The organism is Marinomonas lutimaris (assembly GCF_019426345.1).
Lineage (GTDB): Bacteria > Pseudomonadota > Gammaproteobacteria > Pseudomonadales > Marinomonadaceae > Marinomonas > Marinomonas lutimaris.
In genome coordinates this window covers 22,524-44,023 of sequence record NZ_JAHLLW010000003.1, presented here as the reverse complement: position 1 = coordinate 44,023, position 21,500 = coordinate 22,524, and the positions used below count along the sequence as shown (strand labels likewise).

The window sequence follows — 21,500 nt, the reverse complement described above, 5'->3', positions numbered from 1 at the left end:
TATGTTAAAGGATAGCGCTACAAAACTAGCATTGCCGCAAGCTGCGGCTTTGGATATGCCGCGTCATACTGTTGATGAAGAGTCTCAAGCTCGTAAGAAACGGCTGCAAAGTTTTGCTTTTACAACACTTTTTGCTCGCTTGTTTGTTTTGGTGGCTACTGCAGGATTGTCTTGGTACGGTGCCACTGAAATGTACAGTGTGCTAAATACCAATGCGATTGCTGGTCTACAGTGGGCTTTCTTGGTTTTATTTTGTATTAACTTTACATGGATTTCCTTTGCGTTCTCCCAAGCTACGTTAGGTTTTATTTTTAAGTTGTGGCCATTTGCGTTCGCTCGTAAAGAGCAAGATGTTGAAGGTGTCACTGCTATTTTATTGCCTGTTTATAATGAAGACCCTTTGCGTATTCGTGCCAATATTCAAGCCATGCATGAAGACTTGATGAAACAGGCTCCGGGTAAATTCGCATTCTTCATTCTAAGTGATACCAATAGAGCAGATGCGTGGATGGCTGAGGAACAGGCGTTTCGTCCTTTGCTAAATGACGACGCGGCAGCTTGCCCTATTTATTACCGTCGTCGTTACAATAATGCCGAACGTAAGGCCGGTAATATTGCTGAATGGGTAACTGGCTATGGTGCAGATTATGAATGCATGATTGTATTAGATGCCGACAGCCTTATGGGGGCAGATTGCTTGATTTCACTGACTCGTCGTATGGCGGCAGAACCAGGTTTGGGCTTGATTCAAACTTTGCCAACGATTATTCGTGCCAACACTTTATATAGTCGCATTCAGCAGTTCGCTAACCATTGTTTTGGCCCTATTTATGCGTCTGGCTTGGCGGCGTGGCACGGTTATTCTTCTAACTTCTGGGGACATAACGCCATTATTCGTACCAAAGCCTTTGCTGATGCTTGTGGTTTACCCGTATTAGAAGGTAAAGCACCTTTCGGTGGGCATGTGATGAGCCATGACTTTATGGAGGCTGCTTTATTACGCCGTGCGGGTTGGGGCGTACGTTTTGATACTGATTTGACCGCCTCTTATGAAGAAGCACCGCCATCACTAGTAGATGTCATTGTTCGAGATCGTCGTTGGTGTCAAGGTAACTTGCAGCACAAGGCGTTTGTTTTTGCCAAAGGGTTCCATTTCGCCACGCGTTTGCATTTAGTGTCAGGCATTATGTCTTATCTAAGTGCTGTTTTCTGGTTGATGTTGATTGTGGTTGGTTTTGCTTTGGCGGTTCAGGCGTACTTTGTTCGTCCAGAATATTTCGCCAATCCATCTTTATTTCCAACGTGGCCGGTATTTGATTTCGAAAAAGCACGTTCTTTGTTCATCTTATCCATGGCGTTGGTGTTAGCGCCAAAAGTCTATGGTTGGATGTCGGCTATGTTGAATTTTCGACGCTGCATGCAATTTGGCGGACCGATCTTACTGACATTGAGCACCTTAGTAGAGACAGTGCTGTCAGCTTTGTATGCGCCGATTCTGATGTTGTCTCAATTCCAAGTTGTTTATGATGTCTTTAAAGGCCGCGACAGTGGTTGGAAGCCTCAGTCTCGTGATGACGGCGCAACTTCGTGGAAAGTCGCTGCTCGCGCGCACTGTAGCCATACTTTATTGGGGTTAGGGTTGGCGAGTGGGGCGTTATTCTTAAGTATCGAATTGTTCTATTGGTCTTTGCCAATTAGTTTTGGCCTGATTTTGTCTATTCCATTATCTTGGATTAGTGGTGGCGCTAAGCGTGGCAATGTGATCCATTATTTAGGCCTTATGCGCGCACCAGAAGAAAAGCGTCCACATGCCATTATTAATATGCAAAGCCATTACGACGCAGCGCAAAGTGATTTGAATTTTGATTACGCTTCGTCTTCTCTGAAGCGTTTATCATCTGATGCAGCGTTATTCTATTGGCATCTTGCTCAAATGCCAGAAGACGAGCCTAATAAAGAGTTTTCTCGTGCTTGGATTTGTGCCGAATGGCAAATTATCAACAGCGAGAATATTCAAAGTCTGTTAGATCATCTAAATGAAAAAGAATGCCTTGCCATCTTGCAACATCGAGAGCTTATGGCGGCAATGGAGAAATACTTGCCTGAAAATGAACGTGCGAGTAAGCAGGCTGAAGCGATGGTATTAGCTTAGTTTTAGTATGCGGCACAGCGAGAAACAAAAGTATGCTTTTCGTTGTGCTTAAGTTGATCAAGTCATAAAGCTGATGTTATGAAAAATTGCAAAAAAGGGAATTCACTTAACGGGAATTCCCTTTTTCTTTTAGCTGTTTTATTTATTCTGGGGGCAGGTTTAGTATCTGGAGTTTCCTCCCCGCTCACCATAAGGCTTGCTGTTACGGAAGTGCTTTGTCTTACCATGTTCAGCGGCTTTCAGCGCCTGTTTCTCGCGAACGCGTTCTGCGTCTTCCATACTTAGCTCTGCTGGCTCACGAGGTGTTTGGCCTTCTGGGATAATGCGTTTTCGTGGTGGGAGTTCGAATTGCTCAGAGGACACTCGTGGTAGGTTTTTAAACTTATAAAGGTAGAAAATTTCTACTTTCTCCCGTGCCCAGTCAGTTTTCTTGAGAAACTTCATACTGGATTCAATGCTGGGGTTTGTCTTGAAGCAGTTGATATTTAGGTAGGCATAAAGAATCTCAAAACCATAGTGATCAACTATCTGGGTGAGAAGTTCTTGTAATCCCAGACCGTGTAGAGGATTGTTTGTGTAGTTGATCTCATCGTTCATAAAAGTGTCCGGTAATAAGTCGAAATATTGAAAAGCGCTCTGAATGGGTCATCATACCTGCGATGCATTGAAAGTAAACGAGATCTCATCACATAGCTGTTAATATTAGTTGGTATTATGAGTTTAGTTATTAAGAGGTAGAAAGTAATGGTACACATTAAGCAACCTCAATTACTTCTCACAGCAAGCGAGATGGGTATGGCGGATAAAGCCGCTGTGGTGGCAGGAGTTCCTGCTATGGATTTGATGGCCGCAGCTGGAAAGGCTGTCGCCGATGCTGTACTTAATCGTTGGTCTAAATGTTCTGTACTAGTGCTTTGTGGGCCTGGGAATAATGGCGGTGATGGTTTTGTTGTCGCCAAGCTTTTGCAAGTTGCTGGTTGGCCAGTACGTCTGGCGTTTTTAGGTCCTGTTGAAAAATTATCGCCTGAAGCCACGCATTTTTTTCATGCTTGGTGCGGTGAGGTTGAAGCGTATTCGGTCGATTTATTAGAACAAACAGATTTGGTTATCGACGCCATGTTTGGAGCGGGTTTGACTCGCCCTTTAGAAGGCAAGGCTCGCGATATGGTTGATGCCATGATTGAGCGTAAAATACCAATTTGTGCGGTGGATGTTCCTAGTGGTGTTGATGGCACAACAGGCGCTGCGCTTGGAAAGGTTGCTCCTGCAGAGTTAACAGTGACTTTCTTTCGTAAAAAGCCGGGGCATTTATTGTTTCCCGGTCGAGGCTTGTGTGGTGAGATTGTCGTTGCTGATATTGGTATTCCTGTCACTGTGCTGGGTGAGTTAAAGCTGCAAACTTGGGAAAATAGCCCTGAGCTTTGGTATCGAAATTATCCTTGGCCACGATTAGATGGACACAAGTTTCATCGCGGACATGCGTTGGTGTTTGGCGGTGAAAATATTACGGGGGCGAGCCGTTTAACCGCTCGTGGTGCTATGCGAATGGGCGCGGGTTTGGTCACCTTAGCTGTGCCGGTAAAAGCATGGGCTGTGTATGCCACTGCGATGACTAGTGTGATGGTGGCTAAGTTAGAGCAGAGCCAAGAAGCGGAAGATTTTGAAGAATTGTTATTAGATCCTCGTCATAATGCTATTGCAGTGGGGCCGGGTGCTGGTTTGGCTGGCTTTGAAAGCATTCGTACGCGAAAAATTGTTATGACGGCACTTGCTACCAATCGTGCAACAGTATTGGATGCCGACGCACTTAGTGCCTTCGCCAATGATCCGCAAGTGCTTTTTGACGCCATTACTGGTCTTTGTGTAATGACGCCTCATGAAGGGGAATTTGCTCGGTTATTTCTTGATGTTAATAAAAGCCACTCTGACGACAAGCTAACGCGTGCTCGACTTGCTGCCAAACAAAGTGGCGCTGTCGTGGTATTAAAAGGCGCTGATACAGTGATTGCCTCTCCTGATGGTCGAGCGATTATTAATTCAAACGCTCCTGCAGATTTGGCAACCGGTGGATCTGGAGATGTATTGGCAGGCTTTATCGTTGGATTGCTTGCTCAAGGTGTTGAGCCTTTTTATGCCGCAGCGGCTGCGGTTTGGCTGCATGGTGAAGTCGGCAATGAGGTTGGAGCAGGGCTTATTGCCGAAGATTTACCTGAGCATCTTCCGAAAGTGCTGGCGGCTTTTAAGAGGCAATACTTCAGCGCTTAAACATGATTTTTTAGATAAAACAAAAAAGGCCTTGTTTGCTCTCGTTATTTAAACGTTTGCGGGACAAGGCCTTTTTTAATCTAGCGTTCTAGATTGGTAGCTGAATTAGCTTACCATTTTATGAGGGTCGATAACGAATTTCTTCGCTGCGCCGCCATCGAAATCTGCATAACCTTGTGGTGCTTGGTCAAGTGAAATCATTTGTACGTTAACTGCTTTTGCAATGTCGATTTTATCAAACAAGATGGCTTGCATTAGAGCTCGATGGTATTTCATTACTGGACATTGACCAGTATGGAGTGAATGAGATTTCGCCCAACCTAGACCAAAGCGCATGCTTAGGCTGCCTTGTTTTGCTGCTTCATCAGTAGCACCTGGATCTTCTGTTACGTACAGACCTGGAATACCAATTTGTCCACCAGCGCGTGTCATTTGCATTGCAGAGTTCAATACGACAGCAGGGGATTCTTGGTGGTGGTTACAACCACAGGCATGAGCTTCGAAACCCACACAATCGACAAAAGCATCGACTTCGCGGTCACCAAGAATCGCTTCAATTTTATCTTGAATATCGCCTTCTTGAGTAAGATCGATAGTTTCACAGCCGAAAGAACGTGCTTGGTTAAGACGGTCTTCCACCATGTCACCGACAATGACACAGGCTGCACCAAGTAGGTGAGCAGATGCTGCAGCGGCTAAACCAACAGGGCCAGCGCCAGCTATGTAAACCGTAGAGCCTGGACCCACGCCAGCCGTGACACAGCCATGGAAGCCAGTTGGGAAAATATCAGACAGCAGCGTGAGGCTTTGGATTTTCTCACGAGCTTGGTCTGCATCGGGGAATTTAAGCAAGTTGAAATCGGCGTAAGGCACCATGACATAGTCAGCTTGACCGCCAACCCAGCCACCCATGTCCACGTAACCATAAGCCGCACCGGGGCGAGCAGGGTTCACGTTTAAACAAATGCCAGTTTTGCCTTCTTTACAATTACGGCAGCGACCGCAGGCAATGTTAAAAGGTACGGAAACTAAGTCGCCAACCTTGATGAACTCTACGTCGCGGCCACATTCGATGACTTCGCCGGTGATTTCATGACCGAGTACTAAGCCTTTTGGTGCGGTTGTTCGGCCACGTACCATGTGTTGATCACTGCCACAGATATTAGTGGTAACGACTTTTAGAATAACGCCATGATCACAACGGCGTTTGCCAATCGCGAGTTCAGGGAAGGGGATGGCTTCGACTTTGACAGTGCCATTACCTTGATAAATAACACCTCGGTTTGCGTAATTATGCATATAGACATCCTTTTTTGCAGTTGTTTTTGTTGTGTGCATGACTGGTTATTTTGTCACCAGTGAAAAAAAGAATAATCCTTTATGCGACATAAAAGCATGCTGAAAACGACTTAAATGCAATGGATTCTCATTGTTCCTTATTTTGTCCCTTATTTTGTCCTCTATTACGATTATTAAGCATACGTATTAATCAACACATCCAGCATGGCGGCAGCAGCGATGGAGAGATTAGATCTGGGTTGGCAAATCACGCCGACGCGTCGACGAATTTCGGGTTCTATTACTGGTCGGCAGATTGCGCCTTGTTCCATGGCTTGTTGTCGGCATAACGCAGGGACAACAGCGACGCCCATGCCTTCACTAACCATGCGTCCCACGGTGGCTAATTGGTGCGCATCAAAGGCGACGTTGAGTTCGATTCCAGCTTCTTGAAGTGTATTTTCTATCATGGTACGCACGCTGGAAGGGCGCTGTAAGGTGATGAAGTCGTATTTTAACAGGGCTTGCCAAGCAATCGTTTCTTGGGTTTCCAGTGGGTGATCTTTGGGTAAGATGGCGATGAATCTGTCTTCATAAAGGGGATGGAAAGACAAATCCACAAGGTTACTTGGTTCGAAAGAAATCCCCAGTTCTACTTGGTTATTACGGACCATTTCGACTACTACATCGGATAACACATCATCAATGGCGACCTGAATGCTCGGGTAGGATGCATGGTAATTACGAATCGCTTTTGGCAGCAATGACGCTGCAAACGACGGCATGGAAGCAATGGTTATTTTCCCCAATTGCAATGCAAAGCGTTGCTTCATTTCGTCTTCGGCGTTTTCCCATTGTGCTAACAATCGTCTGGCTAGTGGCACTAGGGCTTCGCCTTCTGGTGTTAAGGCTATATGGCGTGTTGTGCGAGTTAGTAACTTCCCTCCTAAATTATCTTCTAAACTTTTAATCGATAGGCTTAAAGCGGGCTGTGATAAATGCAGCTGAGTGGCGGCGCTGGCAAAGCTCATTGACTCGGCAACAGCGAGAAAAGCTTTCACTTGTTTGACGTTCATTTAAAAATACTTCTTTGTGATTATTGTTTTGAAAAACTTATTAATAAATAGAAAAAACAAATTTAATTAATTTATGTCCTTAGGTCAAACTGGCTGGAAGCTAAAAATAACAAATTAGGAGAAGAACTATGGCCGGTTTTGACAAAGTCGTCGCTTCTTATGAAGAGGCCATGATCGGGTTAGAAGATGATATGACGCTACTGGCTGGCGGTTTTGGCCTGTGTGGTATCCCTGAAAACCTGATTGCTGAAATCAAACGCAAAGGCACAAAAGGTTTAACTGTTGTGTCGAATAACTGCGGTGTGGATGGTTTTGGCTTGGGGATTCTGCTGGAAGACAAGCAAGTGCGCAAAATGGTGTCGTCTTATGTTGGCGAAAATGCCTTGTTCGAAAAGCAATTATTGAATGGTGAATTAGAAGTAGAACTCACCCCACAAGGCACGCTAGCGGAAAAAATGCGCGCTGGTGGCGCGGGTATTCCCGCTTTTTACACCGCTACTGGCGTGGGTACGCCTGTCGCGGAAGGCAAGGAAACCAAAGAATTTAATGGCCGTGAATACCTGTTGGAAGAAGCCATCGTTGGTGACTTCGCCATCGTTAAAGGCTGGAAAGCTGACAGATACGGAAATGTCATTTATCGCCACACCGCACAGAACTTCAATCCTTTGGCCGCAACCGCTGGCAAAATCACCGTAGTAGAAGTAGAAGAAATCGTCGAAATAGGTGAACTAGATCCTGCTCACATCCATACGCCCGGCATTTATGTGGATCGAGTGGTGCTCGGTACATTTGAAAAGCGCATCGAAAAAAGAACCGTTAAGGCAGCAGAATAAAATAATAGAATAAAAAAGAGGTTTTTTATGTCACTTACTAGAGAGCAAATGGCCCAACGTGTTGCCCAAGAATTACAAGACGGTTTTTACGTCAATCTTGGTATTGGTATTCCTACCTTGGTTGCCAATTATGTACCGAAAAATATGGATGTCATGCTGCAATCGGAAAATGGCTTGCTTGGTATGGGCGAGTTTCCTACCGAAGAAACCATTGATGCAGATCTGATTAACGCCGGTAAACAAACGGTTACCACTGTGAAAGGCGCGTCGATTTTTTCATCCGCTGAATCCTTCGCCATGATCCGTGGTGGTCATGTAGATTTGACCGTGTTGGGTGCTTTTGAAGTGGATGTAAATGGCAATATTGCTTCGTGGATGATTCCCAATAAGTTAATCAAGGGCATGGGCGGCGCGATGGATTTGGTGGCTGGCGCAGAGAATATCATCGTCACCATGACTCATGCTTCTAAAGACGGCGAATCAAAGCTGCTGTCTAATTGTTCTTTACCACTCACTGGCAAAGGTTGTATCAAAAAAGTCCTGACGGATTTAGCTTGGTTAGAAATTGAAGACGGCGCTTTTGTGTTAAAAGAAAGAGCGCCGGGGGTTTCAGTTGAAGAAATTATTGCAAAAACTCAAGGTAAACTCATTGTGCCCGATCATGTACCTGAAATGGCATTTTTATAGCAATAAACAATAGTAATAAAGAATAAATAATAGCAATGAACAATTAATAAAAACTATAGGAGCTGTCTTATGAAAGCCGTTATCGTTGCTGCTGCAAGAACACCTATCGGTGCTTTTAATGGCACTTTATCTTCGTTGAGTGCGGTGCAATTAGGTACTCAACTATTGTCAGGCATGTTAGCCAAACAACCTATTTTGAAAGATCACATTGAAGAAGTGATTTTAGGTCAAGTACTGGCTGCCGGCTGCGGTCAAAACCCAGCTCGCCAAACAGCTATTCATGCAGGATTGCCAAAGCAGGTTTCTGCTATGACGATTAATAAAGTCTGTGGCTCTGGTTTAAAAGCTGTGCAACTCGCTGCGCAAGCTGTGTTGAACGGTGATGCCAGCATGGTGGTCGCTGGCGGACAGGAAAGCATGAGCCAAGCCGCTCATGTATTACCCAATAGCCGATCAGGCAAAAAAATGGGCAATTGGGAGCTGCTGGATTCCATGGTGACAGATGGTTTATGGGATGCGTTTAACGATTATCACATGGGCCAAACGGCCGAAAATATTGCTAACCGCTGGGATATTAGTCGCCAAGAGCAAGACGTATTTGCGGCAAACTCTCAACAAAAAGCTGTACGAGCGCAAGCTGCAGGGCATTTTGTTGAAGAGATCCTGCCCATTTCGGTTCCTCAGCGCAAAGGCGAGCCCGTTATTGTTGATACGGATGAGCAGATCCGGCCCGATACTACAACTGACTCTCTTGCCAAATTACGTCCCGCATTTGTCAAAGACGGTACTGTTACTGCTGGTAATGCATCGTCTTTGAACGATGGTGCTGCCATGGTGATAGTGACATCGGATGTTGAAGCCAAACGTTTGGGCTTGCCGATTTTAGCCGTCATTGAAGCGGCAAGCGGCGCGGGTGTTGATCCTGAAATCATGGGAACGGGTCCTATTGCCGCGACTCAAAAAGTACTCAAAAGAGCCAATTGGCAAGTGTCTGATTTGGATCTAATTGAAGCCAATGAAGCCTTTGCTGTGCAGTCACTTTGTGTCAATAAAGAACTTGGTTTGGATGCTAGTAAGGTAAACGTGAACGGCGGCGCATTGGCTCTTGGCCATCCTATTGGTGCTTCTGGTTGTCGAGTTCTGGTGACATTACTCCATGAAATGCAGCGTCAGGGTCTTAAAAAAGGTTTGGCGACTTTGTGTATTGGCGGCGGAATGGGCGTTGCTATGTTGGTTTCTCGTTAAAAGATTTTGCTAAAAAATATGTCATTAATAAGCGTAACAAAGTGATACAGCAGAAAGAGGGCCCTTAGTTAGTTTCTCTTTTTTGCTTTCGCTTTTCTCGTCCAATAAAAAATATAAAAAACAGGATAAAACTGATGAATACTCTCGAACAAAAACAAACAGGTTTACAAAAAGTAAGCCAATTCTTCGTTACCTTGTTACAGCGTTACCTTCCTGATCCTTTTATTTTCGCCATAGTCTTAACATTTGCTGTATTTTTATTGGTGATGCCGAGTACCGGACAAGGGCCAATGCAAGTGGTGAATGCGTGGGCTGGCGGCTTTTGGAATTTACTTAGTTTTTCGATGCAAATGGCAATGGTCGTAGTAACAGGGCATGCCATGGCAAGTGCGCCAGCATTTAAACGTAAACTGGCTATGTTGGCAGGCGTGGCAACGACGCCAGGCCAAGCCATTATTTTAGTCACGGTAATCAGTGCGATGGCGTGTTGGGTTAACTGGGGCTTCGGCTTAGTGGTGGGTGCTATTTTTGCCAAAGAAATTGCCACTCGTGTAAAAGGCGTTGATTATCGTTTATTGATTGCTTCTGCTTACAGTGGCTTTTTGTTCTGGCATGGTGGATTGTCGGGTTCTATCCCCTTGTCTATTGCGGGTGGTGCGAATATAGAAAAGGTTACAAATGGTGCTGTGATGGGGCCGATTCCAACCTCTGAGACAATTTTCTCAACGATGAATTTAACGATTCTGGCGGTGATGTTTATTACGATTCCATTATTGAATCGTTTGATGCATCCAGCACCGCAAGATACGGTTACAATTGACTCTGAATTATTAAAAGAGCAAGTCGTTGAGACCCCAAATAAAGCAGATATGAGTCCGGCAGAGCGTCTTGAAAACAGCCGTGTTTTGTCATTGCTTTTAGGCGCGATGGGCTTTGCTTATATTATTTATTACTTTGTAAATAATGGTTTTGCTCTGAACTTAAACGTCGTGAACTTTACCTTCTTGTTTTCAGCTGTTTTGCTTCATGGAACACCAAAAAGTTTGTTGAACTCTGTTTCTCAAGGAGCGCGTAACTGCTCTGGTATTCTGCTGCAATTCCCATTCTACGCAGGGATTATGGGCATGATGACAGCAACGGGAGATTCTGGTGCGTCGTTGGCTGGGGTGATTTCACAGGCGTTTGTTTCTATTTCTAATGAAACTACTTTCCCTTTATTCACCTTTTTGAGTGCTGGTATCGTTAACTTCTTTGTTCCTTCCGGCGGTGGCCAGTGGGCGGTGCAAGCGCCAATCATGATGCCTGCGGGCGCTGCGCTAGGCGTGGATGCTGCGAAAACGGCCATGGCTATTGCTTGGGGCGATGCATGGACAAACATGATTCAACCATTCTGGGCGTTACCTGCATTAGCTATTGCAGGGCTTGGCGCAAAAGATGTAATGGGTTATTGCTTGATGGCATTGATTGGATCAGGTGTGATTATTTCTCTTGGTTTTTTGATTTTTTAAGAGACCTTATCATTAGATGAGTTTGCCAATTTTTTATTTGGTATGAAGAAAAACCACTGTCTAACACTGTTAGACAGTGGCTTTTATATTTTTACATAGCCTATTTTTTGATGATTTGTAAAAGTGCACAAAAATATCGTATTTATAGGGATTTCCTCACCAACAGCCCTTAAATGATTAAATTGTTATAGATGTAATTTAGTGCAGTTTTTGTCTTAAAATCTCTTTATAATTAGCCCCTTTTATATTTACAAAGCAGGAGCAGGTAAAAAATGGGCAGGTATAGAGGTACGGATTTTAATAATCAAAAAGGGCTTATGAGACTACGGAAGTATTTACTAGGCTTTGGTTTGATTTGTGTATTTCCTGCTTATGCAGATGTTAACTGGATGTCTGCAACGTTAGATAACGACTTTTTTGTTAATGAAGATAATGGCTATACGAATGGCATTTATGTTTCGTATTTTGAAGTTAACGATACCTCTGAATCCGTTCAATCACCTGCCTTTTGGGTTAAACCATTATTGTGGAGCCTGCCGAATCGAGACCTTAGTACTTCCATTAATATCTACAGTGGCGGCCAAACATTAACAACGCCATATGATATTGAAGAGAAAGTTCCTGCTGAGGGGACCTTTCCTTATTCTGCATTATTGAGTTTTACGAATACCTATATTGCGATAGCTTCTGATTATGCAGATAGAGTCAGTACCACTTTGGGGGTTGTTGGGCCTATTGCTATGGGTGAGCAAACACAAAAAGCCGTTCATCGAGTTATTAGTGCTAGAAATCCAAAAGGCTGGGATACACAGTTAGAGAATGAGGTTGTGTTCCAGCTTTCTCGAGGACGGACTTGGCGAACTTGGATCGCCGATTCCGGTAAAGTAGACTTTTTAACAGGTGTAGATAGCAGTGTTGGTACGCTACGAAGCGAAGTTAGTACCGGTTTTATGTTGCGTTATGGACGAAATCTTGAGGATTCGTATGCTACCGTTTTATTGGCAGAATCCAGAACCTCTAACCCGATAGCTGTTAATAAGGGCTGGTTTGTTTTTGCTGGGGTTGAGTTTACTTATACGTTTAATCAAATATTTACCGATGGTAATACCTTCCGTAACAGCCGATCCATAGACTACGAGCATGGTAATAATATGTTTTCCTCTGGTTTAACCTACTCTTGGGGGGATATGGCTTTAGCCTTTGCCATTAATTCACCTTTTACTTTTAATGGTGATAAAGATGATCGAGAGATGGACAAGTTTACTCGTTACGGTACAGTGACATTTTCATGGCAGATTTAGCCACGCCTAAACAATAATCCACATAAAAAGCCTTCTATTTATTAGATTAAATAGAAGGCTTTTTGCATTCCTCATGTAACGATTTCTAACCCGCTAATGTAGTCAGGTAAGCAGCCCATTCAGTCGGCTTGCCATAGTAAGAGCTATGAGGTAAACGGATTAGCTTGCCATCTTTTTCTATGATCAGTGTTGGAAAACCACTTACTTGCCATTGACTCATCAATGTGTGGCTATTTTGAATGGCTTTATGCATTTCTGGCTCAGAAGCCGCTATTTTTTCATTCCACTCTGATTCGGGCAAACCGATTGATGCCGCCATTTTTTGCAGGGCTGCAAATTCATGTAAGTGTTCGCCTTTTAGGTAATGCGCTTGCTGAATCGTTGTTAGCATTTTATGAGCATCTACTCCCATATTTTGTCCAACTAGAAATGCTCTTGTGGTCGAGTAAGAATCCACCACATAGTCATCATTTCCTGCGACTCTAGCGCGATAGTCATCACCAAATTGTACATTTGTCATCTGAGTAATTTGTCTATCAGCTTGTATAATATGTTGTCTAAAAGACGCTTCAATTGCGCGTTTTGGAATCATGCCCCCAGGATGATAGATGATTTCGAAATCTGGAGTTTGGGCCAAAATATCAATCAAAGGAGAGGCTGCATAGCACCAACCACACATTGGATCGAAGAAGTAATGAACTTTTACCATTTCATTTCACCTTTATGGACTTTTGCTGCGATGTTTAGGTTTAAAGCACCTTGAGCGTTAGGGTATTTCGTTGTCATTGTCTTAATTAATTCAGCACTGTCTTTGCTGTCTTTCTTCGCTTTTTGGAACGTTGTGATGTAGTTAAGAGAGAAGGTAATGTTATCTGCAGTCAACTCGGTACCTTGAGTCATGTGACCAGGAACAACCGTTGTTGGTTTCAGCGCAAGCATTTCTTGCAACTGTGCTTTCCAAGCAGCTTGAGTCTCATCAGACTGCGCATCCGCCATCCATAGATGCATATTACCGAATACCGCTACGTTACCCAAAATGGCTTTGTTTACAGGAATCCAAAGGTAAGGACGACTTGCCAAAACACCTTCAGTACCACGAATCTCAATAGTCTGACCATCAACAGTCAAAGTAGACTGAGTGTAAGCCTTAGGAACGATAGGATTAACTGGTGCGTTTGCACCCATTTGAGGTCCCCAAAAAGCCAATTTACCAGCCAGTTTTTGTTCAATTGCAGCTTTTACCGCAGGAGTCGTAATGATATCGGCTTTAGGGAAAATAGTGTGCAGAGTCTCGGCACCGAAGTAATAATCAGGGTCCGCTTGGCTAATAAAAATAGTTTTTAGCTCTTTATTGGAATCCAATACTTTTGCAGCAATGCGAAGAGCATCGGCTTTAGTAAAACCAGCATCAACAACCATAGCTTCGGTTTCGCCATAAACCAAAGTTGACGTAACACCAAAGCTGTCAGGCGCTGCATTATATATATCTAGAGTTAATGGTTTAGTGTCTGCTGCAAAAGCAGAATGAGCGATAAGTGCAGAAGCCGCCAATATAATCAGTTTTTTCATGTTTCTCTCCAAAGAGTGATTGTTTAATTCATGTGGCCATAATAGAGAATTGACGTGCTCGGAAAAATACACAAAAATGAGCATGATTGTTTCTTATATCGTGCAAGTGGGTGAGTAGAATTATGGACAGAGTGATAGCCGCTAAAGTTTTTATCGATGTTGCCCAATCGCGGAGCTTTTCTCGCACCGCAGATCGTTTGAATATGTCACGACCAATGGTGACGCGGTATATAGAAGCGATGGAGGATTGGTTAAAGATTCGTTTGTTGCATCGCACAACACGAAAAATATCACTGACTAGTGCTGGTGAAGCCTGCTTAAAAGACGTCGAGCTTTGGTTGGAGCAAGCCGATAATATTATCTCCTTGGTGAATACCAGCGAGGAGTTGTCAGGTTTGATGCGAATCACCTCCAGCATGTCATTTGGATTTTCTCAACTGATGCCTGCCATTCAAGACTTCATGGATCAACATCCTAAAGTTCATATTGATATCGATTTAGAAGACAGCACCGCAGATTTAACCGAAAAAAGTATCGACCTTGCCATACGGATTGCCTCGAACCCTGATCCTTCTTTAATAGGTAAACCCATTGCTGTTTGTGAATCTGTTTTGGTAGCTTCTCCGGCTTACCTTGAAAAAGCTCGCCAAACCATAGGTGACATTCAGCATCCACAAGACTTAATAAACCACGATTGCTTGGGTTACAAAAACTTAGAACGTCACATCTGGCATCTATCCCAGCATGACCAATTTGAATCTGTTTCTTTGGATTGTCGTTTAAGCATCAATGAAGCAACGGCACTTTTGCATGCTACATTGAATGGAATGGGTGTTTGTCTTCAGCCTACTTATTTAGCCAATCGCTACATTAACGACGGCAGCCTTTGCCATGTCCTGCCGGAATGGAAACCCAAAGACCTGATTATCTACGCGCTTTATTCGTCTCGAAAGCATTTATCACCCAATGTTCGCGCTTTAATCGATCATCTAGACAGCTACTTTGCTAAGCATCCTTGGTAATGATTTACCCAATAACCACGAAAGGATTCCGCAATTTGAATTTTTGAAGGGATTAGGAAGGGGGAAAATTGGTAAAAGCAGCTTAGAACGAGTCATTACCTGACTAAGTACGTGTTTCGTAAATACCCCCCCCCCTGATTCTCGAATCTGTTTTAACAAGGCTTGGTTGGTGAGGTTGTTTTCATCAACTAAGTCGATCATGTATGGGCTGTTTAAATCGTCTAATTCAATACGAAGAGTGGGGATGATGTCTGCTAGTGAGCGCTGTTTATCGAATTGTGTTCGCAGATATAATGCGCAGAGCTGATAACAGAGCAGGGATTTCATCGACAATAATGCTCCAGAGAATATCATCCTCTACGCCTAAATAGCCGTGAATCAGACGGTTGCGTGTTGCCACTATCATTCTCCAAGGGATGTCACTGTTTTCAGAGCGAATAGTGTCAGGTATGTGCGTAGCGGCTTCGCCTATTAATTCAATATTTCTAAGCGTTGCATCGTATGTGAGGTTATTGCTGATAAAACTTGCTTGATTCATACCTTCTGTATAGGAAAGTACTTTCTCGGCGAAGCCGATCATATCGTCAATATAGAGTCGCCACTCTCGTTGTCCTGCTTCAAACATTGACTTTATCTCGCTCTACATAAGGTCGAAGTTCTGGTCTTAATGCTTTATCCGTCACTAAATCAACGGGGCAACCAAGTAAGTCTTCTAAATAAAATTGAACGCCGAAATAGCGTTTTGCCGTGGCGCAGCCATCAAAGGTGACTAACACATCAATATCACTCTGTGGCGATGCAGTGTTGCGTGCAGTAGAACCAAACAAGGCTAGGTCGATAACACCATAGCGCCTTGCTAATTCTTTTTTACTATCTGCTAGTATTTGTAAAGCACGATGCTTATCCATACTTAACACCCATGTTGTTGTGTTGAAAGTAATTATAGCGTGAATTTAGTATTCAGCGACAAAAACCACTCCGCCAACGCTTGCCATTGTTGTTCTGACTGAGCGGCGAGCATTTCGCCGTCTAGCATGGTTGGACTGTATTCTTGGCCGTCGAGTGTGCGGCATATACCGCCTACTTCGGTGTGAATTAGTACGCCAGCGGCGTGATCCCAGGGCAGCATTTTGTAGGTCAAACTGAAGTTGAAGTGACCTAGGGCGATTTGTCGATACGCTGGGCAAGAGGGCAAGTTGTTGATGCGGACGAAGCGGCTTGCTTTGAGGGCGAAGTCTTGTTTTTTCTGACCTGTGTAAGAGTTTACCGACATGATGCCGAAAAGTTTGTCGAGGTTAAGCTCTGCGTCTGGGTGTATTTGCAAGGCCAACGGAGCTTGGGCGGGCGTTTGATGTTTGCCTTTTTCACTCATGGCGGTACGTTGGAAAAATGCACCTTCGCCTAGGTTGGCGTAAATCCAGTCGTCGTTTACTGGGTCGTACAGCAAGCCAAAACGTGTGACGCCTTTTACCACTACTGCGAGTATCAGGCCGAACTCGGGAGAACCATGAGCGTAGTTCCATGTGCCGTCGATAGGGTCGATGATGACGCAGGTGTCTGCTGTGGCTATTTTGTCTGTAGTGGATGGGTCTTCAGCGACGGCTTCCTCACCAACAATTTCCCAATCTGGAAAAGCGGCTTGAATTTCATCGGTAATGAATGCCTCGCTGGCTTTGTCGGCTAGGGTGACTAGGTCCGTTAAGCTGCTCTTGGTTTCTACATCTGCGGCGCTTAACTGGCGAAAGCTTGGCATGACGATCTCTTGGCCTGCTCTACGGACGATGCTGATCAGTCTTTCTTGAGTTGGTTTATCGAGGTTCATACGCCGCCATTCCTTTTATCTGACTTAGATGAGATTGGATTATACCTGATGAGTACGAGAATTAATGGTTACTTAGTTTAGTTTTGAATCGTTTTAATATATAAAAAAAGATCTATTGAATAATCATTAGATCTTTTTTATATAGTTATTGGCTGCTTTATATGTTGAGTGCTGATTAAGACATGATAAGTCCGCCATCGACATTAATTGCTTGTCCTGTAATGTAAGCGGCGTCAGGACCCGCTAGGAAAGCTATTAGCCCTGCCACTTCCTTTACTGTGCCTGCACGTTTCATCGGGATGTTTTCTACCCAAGAGTCCATTAGTTCACCCGGTTTAAAATCTCCCATTAGTTGGCCCCATACACGGTCATTGTAGTCCCACATATCGGTATGTATGATGCCAGGGCAGATAGAATTCACCGTAATGTTATCTGTTGCCACTTCTTTGGCTAAGCTTTGAGTTAGTCCGATGACGCCAAATTTGCTAGCAGCGTAATGAGGTGTATAGATAAAACCATCTCTTGCTTGACCTGAAGCTGTGTTGATTAGACGACCACCGTTACCTGCTTTTTTCATGTAGCTGATGGCTTCTTTACAGCAAAAAAACATGCCTTTGGTATTTACATCTAGAGTCATATCCCAGTCTTTTTCAGTGACATCTTCTAGCTTTGAAATACGAATGACTCCTGCATTTTGAATGGAAATGTCTATAGATCCCATTAATTCAAATGCTTGTTTATAAAAAGCTTTAATAGAGTTTACCGAGCTTACGTCGCATTCGAGAAAGCTGATAATTTGTTGCGGATAATCGATTTTTAGTTTTTCTACTGTTTGAGAGTAATCTTTGTCTATTGTGCCGACAACAACGTTGAATCCGTCGTGTAAAAAACGCTCAGTAATACCTAAACCTATTCCTTTGTTACCACCACATACGACAACATTTTTATATTTATTAGTCATAAAGCCACCTGCTACTACTAGTATTTTTTGTGTTTTGAATAAAAATCCACATTAGAATATTTAATCATTCCAGGTCAATAAGAAGTTGTTTTGTTGGTTCTGTTTTTTTAATTGCTTGACAGCTTATCCGATGAATGACTAGTATGTATTGAATAATTAAACGTACATGAATAAATATTCAATACAAGTATAAAAACAAATAATTTATTGGAGTGATAGCTATGCTGCGTAGCCGAGTTGGTGCATCTTTCTTATTCGGTGGTTCTACAGGCCCATTAATTGGTCTGTTGCTACTCTGTTTTTTCCTCTCTTTTACGACTGAGTCGTTCTTTTCGTTACGAAATTTTGTCAACATTCTCGATCAAATAACGGTTCTAGGTATTCTTGCCGTTGGAATGACTTTTGTGATTTTAATTGGCGGGATTGATCTTTCTGTTGGTTCCATACTTGCCTTGTGCGGCATGGTTATGGGCTATTTTGCTAAAGAGTTAGGTTGGTCGATGGAAGCAGCTATCGCGGTTGGCTTACTTGCTTCTGCTTTGGCTGGTCTTGTGTCTGGGTCGTTAATTGCTTTTTTCCGCGTTCCTGCGTTTATCGCTACCTTGGCGATGATGTCTGCTGCCCGAGGGTTAGCCAATATGGTTAGTGATGGGCATCAAATTATTAGTTTTCCGGCTTGGTTTAATTTGATGGCAGTTATCCGTTACGGCGGTATTTTGACTATTACGGTTGGCATTATGCTCGCTGTGTTTGTTATTTGTTGGGCCTATCTTAAATTCACTTCGGGCGGACGTAGCCTATACGCTATTGGTGGTAACGCAGAAGTTGCCCGTCTTGCAGGTATTAAAGTGAAGCTACATACGGTCGGTGTTTATGTCTTTGCTGCGGTTTTGTCTGGTGTGGCTGGAGTATTACTTGGCGCTAGGCTTGATTCTGTACAGCCTCAAGCAGGTGTTTCATATGAACTTGATGCTATCGCTGCTGTGGTTATTGGTGGCACTAGTTTGTCGGGCGGCACAGGCAGTTTAGTTGGCACCATTATTGGGGTTTTGATTATTGGTGTTCTGCGTAATGGGCTGAATCTTTTAGGCGTTTCTCCTTTCATGCAACAAGTGGTGATTGGTCTTGTTATTGCGTTAGCTGTCTCTATCGAGGCATTGAAAAAGAAATAAAAATGGATGCGTTGGTAATCAAATGAATGGATGTTAGATCGAAGTGTAAATCATCCGATGCTTTTATTGGATGATCTTAGAAGCCGCGGACAAGTGTTAAGCGGTATTTAATAAAAATAATAATCTAGGAGGGGAACCCCTTATGAAAACTAAAAAATTGTTATTAGCGTGCGCTGTTTCCGCTTCTCTTGTGTCCGCAGGTGCTGGCGCAGCAGAAGTCAAAAAAATAGGTTTGGCTGTGCCTAACCTGTCTGCTAATTACTTTATCCAGATTAAAGAATCTGTTGAAGAATATGCTGCGAAAAAGGGTATTAAGGTTATTACGGTTAATGCCAATGACGACAGCTCTACGCAGGTAAGCCAAGTTCAAGATTTGATGACTCAAAATATTGATGCTTTTTTGTATATTCCAGCTGGTGCTGCGGCGGCAACTGTTCCGCCTCGTTTAGCTCGTGCTGCTGGGATTCCAGTGGTGAATTTAGATCGTAATGCTGAAACTGAGCCTGGTGATACCTTTATCGCGGGTGAGGGGGTTAAATCTGCTTATGAGGTTTGTAATCACATTATTGGACTTGCAAATGGCAAGGGCGAAATGATTATGATCCATGGCCAAAAGGGGGTAACTCCAGAAGTTAACCGTACCAAAGGCTGTGAGCAAGCAATCGCTGAAAACCCAGGAGTAAAATTAGTCGCTAACCAATGGAGTGAGCGTTGGTCACAAGATGAAGGTTTTTCTATTACTCAAAATCTACTTCAGGCTTATCCAAAAGTTAATTTGATTTTTGGCCAAGCTGATGGTTTAGCAATGGGGGCCGCTAAGGCTGTGGCTGCTTCGGGTACAAAACAAAGAGTGTTTGTCGGCGGTTATGATGGTGATACTGGTGCATTGCTTGCTATCCAAAAAGGCGTGTTTGATGTAACTGCAACACAGAGTACACGTGCTATGGGGCGTTTAGCTGTAGATTCGGCAATCAAGCTTGCTGCTGGTGGCTCGGTACCAAAAGAGCAGATTATTGATGCAGTCTTAACGACGTCTGCAAACGTTGATGCATTTATTGTTGATCATCCGTAATCGTTAATTCTGGAGCTAACAAAATCATGACGACTGAACGAAAACCTATACTCACTCTGCGTCAAATTCGGAAAAGCTTTGGCCCGACAGAAGTGTTACACGGTATAGATCTTGAGGTTTACCCTGGAGAAGTCGTGGCGTTGTTGGGTGAAAACGGCGCTGGTAAGTCGACAACTTCCAATATCATTGCTGGTGGTTTTCACCAAAGCTCTGGGGAAATGACATGGATGGGTGAAACTTATTCTCCCAATAGTCCGCGAGAAGCAATCAATTCAGGCCTTGTACTTATCCATCAGGAGCTGCGACTACTGGAGCATCTATCTATTGCTGAAAATGTTTTTATCGGTCGTTGGCCGAGCAAAGGCGGTTTTGTTAGCCGTAGAGAGATGGAGCAGCGAGCACAAGCTCAGATAGAAAGACTTGGTCTGAACATTTCGGCATCCACTTTGGTGCGCGGTCTTTCAACCGCCAACCAGCAACTGATAGAAATAGCCAAAGCTCTTGCTCTTAACGCCAAGCTATTAATATTAGATGAGCCGACAGCAGCCCTTGGTGGAGCTGAGACTGAACTTTTGTTTAAACAAATTGAACGGTTAAAAGCTGATGGTGTTGGGATTATTTATATTTCTCATCGCTTGGAAGAGATACGTAAAGTGGCTGACCGTCTGGTGGTTATGCGTGATGGAAATACAGTAGAAAACTTTGATACTGGCGATGTTCCGATTCGAACCATTGTTGAAAGCATGGTAGGACGAGACCTCAACCAGATGTTTCCCGCCATACCGGTACCGAAAGACGAGATATGTATAGAAGTTAAAAATTTGTCGTCGCCAAATGGTACGTTTCACGATATTAGTTTCTCGGTCAAAAAAGGCGAAATATTTGGTATTGCTGGTCTTATTGGTGCTGGTAGAACTGAAATGGTTCGTGCGATAACAGGCGCAGACCCAATAGCAGCGGGACAAGTATTTTTGCATGGTAAGGACATTACGCCTAAGACCCCAACGAGTTCTATTGAGAATGGTGTGGTATTGGTGCCAGAGGATCGAAAGCTACAAGGGTTGGTACTCGACCACTCCATAGAAGACAACATCGCCTATGCGAATTTATCCACGATTTCCAAATTCGGCTTTATTCGTCCTGGTAGTATCAAAAAATACGCAGCAGCGGGTATAGCTCGTTTTGGTGTAAAGGGCAGCGGTGGGCAAAACGCAGGTGAAATGTCTGGTGGTAATCAGCAAAAAGTGATTCTGGCTAAATGGCTGGCAAAAGATCCTAAAGTAGTTGTCCTTGATGAACCCACCCGAGGCATTGATGTTGGTGCTCGATCCTCTATCTACGAAATCATCGTTGAATTAGCTAATAAAGGCATTGCTGTCATTGTGGTTAGTTCGGATCTTGAAGAAGTGTTGGGTATTTCCAATCGCATTATGGTCATGGCTGAAGGGAAAATGACGGGGATTTTGGACCGTGATAAGGCGAATGATGTCTCGGTAATGGAGTTAGCGACAGCCTTCGGATAGGTAGGGTTTGTCTA

Annotated in this window: 21 protein-coding genes; 11 read left to right on the top strand and 10 right to left on the bottom strand. The window is 43.8% G+C overall.

Going from position 1 to position 21,500, the window contains the following annotated elements; all coding sequences use genetic code 11:
- Position 1 precedes the first annotated feature (1 nt).
- Positions 2 to 2,152: a glucans biosynthesis glucosyltransferase MdoH gene (gene mdoH / locus KPL72_RS05200; protein ID WP_219702082.1), complete on the top strand. Its 2,151-nt coding sequence runs from the start codon at positions 2 to 4 to the stop codon at positions 2,150 to 2,152.
- 159 nt (positions 2,153 to 2,311) lie between these two features.
- On the opposite strand, the gene KPL72_RS05195 is transcribed toward mdoH, so the two are convergent.
- Positions 2,312 to 2,749, bottom strand: coding sequence for a VF530 family protein (locus tag KPL72_RS05195; RefSeq protein WP_219702081.1), 438 nt, complete (start codon positions 2,747 to 2,749; stop codon positions 2,312 to 2,314).
- Between the two features lie 147 nt (positions 2,750 to 2,896).
- Between KPL72_RS05195 and KPL72_RS05190 the strand changes: the two genes are divergently transcribed.
- Entirely contained in the window at positions 2,897 to 4,417 is a 1,521-nt protein-coding gene (locus KPL72_RS05190) for an NAD(P)H-hydrate dehydratase (RefSeq protein WP_219702080.1), read from the top strand.
- Positions 4,418 to 4,522: 105 nt separating this feature from the next.
- Here KPL72_RS05190 and fdhA read toward each other — a convergent pair whose 3' ends face one another.
- Complete coding sequence (gene fdhA / locus KPL72_RS05185) at positions 4,523 to 5,716, bottom strand: formaldehyde dehydrogenase, glutathione-independent (RefSeq protein WP_212915937.1); 1,194 nt, start codon at positions 5,714 to 5,716, stop codon at positions 4,523 to 4,525.
- Positions 5,717 to 5,889: 173 nt separating this feature from the next.
- Positions 5,890 to 6,771 (bottom strand): LysR family transcriptional regulator, encoded by an 882-nt coding sequence (locus tag KPL72_RS05180; protein ID WP_212915936.1) that lies wholly within the window; start codon positions 6,769 to 6,771, stop codon positions 5,890 to 5,892.
- 128 nt (positions 6,772 to 6,899) lie between these two features.
- Between KPL72_RS05180 and KPL72_RS05175 the strand changes: the two genes are divergently transcribed.
- From KPL72_RS05175 to KPL72_RS05155, 5 genes are all read left to right on the top strand, one after another.
- Positions 6,900 to 7,604: a CoA transferase subunit A gene (locus tag KPL72_RS05175; RefSeq protein WP_219702079.1), complete on the top strand. Its 705-nt coding sequence runs from the start codon at positions 6,900 to 6,902 to the stop codon at positions 7,602 to 7,604.
- 27 nt (positions 7,605 to 7,631) lie between these two features.
- The gene (locus KPL72_RS05170; protein WP_212915934.1) at positions 7,632 to 8,291 is read left to right on the top strand and encodes a CoA transferase subunit B; all 660 of its coding nucleotides are present in this window, start codon (positions 7,632 to 7,634) and stop codon (positions 8,289 to 8,291) included.
- Between the two features lie 69 nt (positions 8,292 to 8,360).
- Positions 8,361 to 9,536 (top strand): acetyl-CoA C-acetyltransferase, encoded by a 1,176-nt coding sequence (locus KPL72_RS05165; protein WP_219702078.1) that lies wholly within the window; start codon positions 8,361 to 8,363, stop codon positions 9,534 to 9,536.
- A gap of 134 nt (positions 9,537 to 9,670) precedes the next feature.
- The gene (locus KPL72_RS05160) at positions 9,671 to 11,044 is read left to right on the top strand and encodes a short-chain fatty acid transporter (RefSeq protein ID WP_212915932.1); all 1,374 of its coding nucleotides are present in this window, start codon (positions 9,671 to 9,673) and stop codon (positions 11,042 to 11,044) included.
- Between the two features lie 272 nt (positions 11,045 to 11,316).
- The gene (locus KPL72_RS05155) at positions 11,317 to 12,345 is read left to right on the top strand and encodes a lipid A deacylase LpxR family protein (protein ID WP_219702077.1); all 1,029 of its coding nucleotides are present in this window, start codon (positions 11,317 to 11,319) and stop codon (positions 12,343 to 12,345) included.
- A gap of 85 nt (positions 12,346 to 12,430) precedes the next feature.
- On the opposite strand, the gene KPL72_RS05150 is transcribed toward KPL72_RS05155, so the two are convergent.
- Both KPL72_RS05150 and KPL72_RS05145 read right to left on the bottom strand, forming a co-directional pair.
- Positions 12,431 to 13,054 carry a DsbA family protein gene (locus KPL72_RS05150; protein ID WP_219702076.1) on the bottom strand — a complete coding sequence of 208 codons (624 nt, stop codon included), beginning with the start codon at positions 13,052 to 13,054 and terminating at the stop codon, positions 12,431 to 12,433.
- Complete coding sequence (locus tag KPL72_RS05145) at positions 13,048 to 13,914, bottom strand: MBL fold metallo-hydrolase (RefSeq protein WP_219702075.1); 867 nt, start codon at positions 13,912 to 13,914, stop codon at positions 13,048 to 13,050. Before KPL72_RS05145 ends, KPL72_RS05150 begins: the two co-directional genes overlap by 7 nt.
- 122 nt (positions 13,915 to 14,036) lie before the next feature.
- On the opposite strand from KPL72_RS05145, the gene KPL72_RS05140 reads away from it, so the two are divergent.
- Positions 14,037 to 14,936, top strand: a complete 900-nt coding sequence (locus KPL72_RS05140) for a LysR family transcriptional regulator (protein WP_219702074.1) — start codon at positions 14,037 to 14,039, stop codon at positions 14,934 to 14,936.
- On the opposite strand, the gene KPL72_RS05135 is transcribed toward KPL72_RS05140, so the two are convergent.
- The 5 genes from KPL72_RS05135 to KPL72_RS05115 form a co-directional block, all read right to left on the bottom strand.
- A complete protein-coding gene (locus tag KPL72_RS05135) occupies positions 14,904 to 15,263 on the bottom strand; it encodes a hypothetical protein (protein WP_219702073.1) in 360 nt (119 codons plus the stop codon). The two genes, KPL72_RS05140 and KPL72_RS05135, sit on opposite strands and share 33 nt — an antisense overlap.
- A complete protein-coding gene (locus KPL72_RS05130; protein WP_219702072.1) occupies positions 15,205 to 15,561 on the bottom strand; it encodes a HepT-like ribonuclease domain-containing protein in 357 nt (118 codons plus the stop codon). The genes KPL72_RS05135 and KPL72_RS05130 overlap by 59 nt, the downstream gene beginning before the upstream one ends.
- Positions 15,554 to 15,844 carry a nucleotidyltransferase family protein gene (locus KPL72_RS05125; protein WP_219702071.1) on the bottom strand — a complete coding sequence of 97 codons (291 nt, stop codon included), beginning with the start codon at positions 15,842 to 15,844 and terminating at the stop codon, positions 15,554 to 15,556. Before KPL72_RS05125 ends, KPL72_RS05130 begins: the two co-directional genes overlap by 8 nt.
- A gap of 32 nt (positions 15,845 to 15,876) precedes the next feature.
- Positions 15,877 to 16,758, bottom strand: a complete 882-nt coding sequence (locus KPL72_RS05120; RefSeq protein WP_219702070.1) for an inositol monophosphatase family protein — start codon at positions 16,756 to 16,758, stop codon at positions 15,877 to 15,879.
- A 175-nt stretch (positions 16,759 to 16,933) separates the two neighbouring features.
- Complete coding sequence (locus KPL72_RS05115; protein ID WP_219702069.1) at positions 16,934 to 17,719, bottom strand: SDR family oxidoreductase; 786 nt, start codon at positions 17,717 to 17,719, stop codon at positions 16,934 to 16,936.
- A gap of 221 nt (positions 17,720 to 17,940) precedes the next feature.
- Between KPL72_RS05115 and KPL72_RS05110 the strand changes: the two genes are divergently transcribed.
- The 3 genes from KPL72_RS05110 (at position 17,941) to KPL72_RS05100 (ending at position 21,486) form a co-directional block, all read left to right on the top strand.
- Positions 17,941 to 18,891, top strand: a complete 951-nt coding sequence (locus KPL72_RS05110) for an ABC transporter permease (RefSeq protein ID WP_219702068.1) — start codon at positions 17,941 to 17,943, stop codon at positions 18,889 to 18,891.
- Between the two features lie 142 nt (positions 18,892 to 19,033).
- The gene (locus KPL72_RS05105; RefSeq protein ID WP_212915922.1) at positions 19,034 to 19,963 is read left to right on the top strand and encodes a substrate-binding domain-containing protein; all 930 of its coding nucleotides are present in this window, start codon (positions 19,034 to 19,036) and stop codon (positions 19,961 to 19,963) included.
- 26 nt (positions 19,964 to 19,989) lie between these two features.
- Positions 19,990 to 21,486 (top strand): sugar ABC transporter ATP-binding protein, encoded by a 1,497-nt coding sequence (locus KPL72_RS05100; protein ID WP_219702067.1) that lies wholly within the window; start codon positions 19,990 to 19,992, stop codon positions 21,484 to 21,486.
- Positions 21,487 to 21,500 lie beyond the last annotated feature (14 nt).

Excerpts from the sequence above, each read along its gene's own strand:
- mdoH (WP_219702082.1), top strand. The coding sequence starts at position 2 with ATGTTAAAGGATAGCGCTACAAAACTAGCATTGCCGCAAGCTGCGGCT.
- KPL72_RS05195 (WP_219702081.1), bottom strand. The coding sequence starts at position 2,749 with ATGAACGATGAGATCAACTACACAAACAATCCTCTACACGGTCTGGGA.
- KPL72_RS05190 (WP_219702080.1), top strand. The coding sequence starts at position 2,897 with ATGGTACACATTAAGCAACCTCAATTACTTCTCACAGCAAGCGAGATG.
- fdhA (WP_212915937.1), bottom strand. The coding sequence starts at position 5,716 with ATGCATAATTACGCAAACCGAGGTGTTATTTATCAAGGTAATGGCACT.
- KPL72_RS05180 (WP_212915936.1), bottom strand. The coding sequence starts at position 6,771 with ATGAACGTCAAACAAGTGAAAGCTTTTCTCGCTGTTGCCGAGTCAATG.
- KPL72_RS05175 (WP_219702079.1), top strand. The coding sequence starts at position 6,900 with ATGGCCGGTTTTGACAAAGTCGTCGCTTCTTATGAAGAGGCCATGATC.
- KPL72_RS05170 (WP_212915934.1), top strand. The coding sequence starts at position 7,632 with ATGTCACTTACTAGAGAGCAAATGGCCCAACGTGTTGCCCAAGAATTA.
- KPL72_RS05165 (WP_219702078.1), top strand. The coding sequence starts at position 8,361 with ATGAAAGCCGTTATCGTTGCTGCTGCAAGAACACCTATCGGTGCTTTT.
- KPL72_RS05160 (WP_212915932.1), top strand. The coding sequence starts at position 9,671 with ATGAATACTCTCGAACAAAAACAAACAGGTTTACAAAAAGTAAGCCAA.
- KPL72_RS05155 (WP_219702077.1), top strand. The coding sequence starts at position 11,317 with ATGGGCAGGTATAGAGGTACGGATTTTAATAATCAAAAAGGGCTTATG.
- KPL72_RS05150 (WP_219702076.1), bottom strand. The coding sequence starts at position 13,054 with ATGGTAAAAGTTCATTACTTCTTCGATCCAATGTGTGGTTGGTGCTAT.
- KPL72_RS05145 (WP_219702075.1), bottom strand. The coding sequence starts at position 13,914 with ATGAAAAAACTGATTATATTGGCGGCTTCTGCACTTATCGCTCATTCT.
- KPL72_RS05140 (WP_219702074.1), top strand. The coding sequence starts at position 14,037 with ATGGACAGAGTGATAGCCGCTAAAGTTTTTATCGATGTTGCCCAATCG.
- KPL72_RS05135 (WP_219702073.1), bottom strand. The coding sequence starts at position 15,263 with ATGAAATCCCTGCTCTGTTATCAGCTCTGCGCATTATATCTGCGAACA.
- KPL72_RS05130 (WP_219702072.1), bottom strand. The coding sequence starts at position 15,561 with ATGTTTGAAGCAGGACAACGAGAGTGGCGACTCTATATTGACGATATG.
- KPL72_RS05125 (WP_219702071.1), bottom strand. The coding sequence starts at position 15,844 with ATGGATAAGCATCGTGCTTTACAAATACTAGCAGATAGTAAAAAAGAA.
- KPL72_RS05120 (WP_219702070.1), bottom strand. The coding sequence starts at position 16,758 with ATGAACCTCGATAAACCAACTCAAGAAAGACTGATCAGCATCGTCCGT.
- KPL72_RS05115 (WP_219702069.1), bottom strand. The coding sequence starts at position 17,719 with ATGACTAATAAATATAAAAATGTTGTCGTATGTGGTGGTAACAAAGGA.
- KPL72_RS05110 (WP_219702068.1), top strand. The coding sequence starts at position 17,941 with ATGCTGCGTAGCCGAGTTGGTGCATCTTTCTTATTCGGTGGTTCTACA.
- KPL72_RS05105 (WP_212915922.1), top strand. The coding sequence starts at position 19,034 with ATGAAAACTAAAAAATTGTTATTAGCGTGCGCTGTTTCCGCTTCTCTT.
- KPL72_RS05100 (WP_219702067.1), top strand. The coding sequence starts at position 19,990 with ATGACGACTGAACGAAAACCTATACTCACTCTGCGTCAAATTCGGAAA.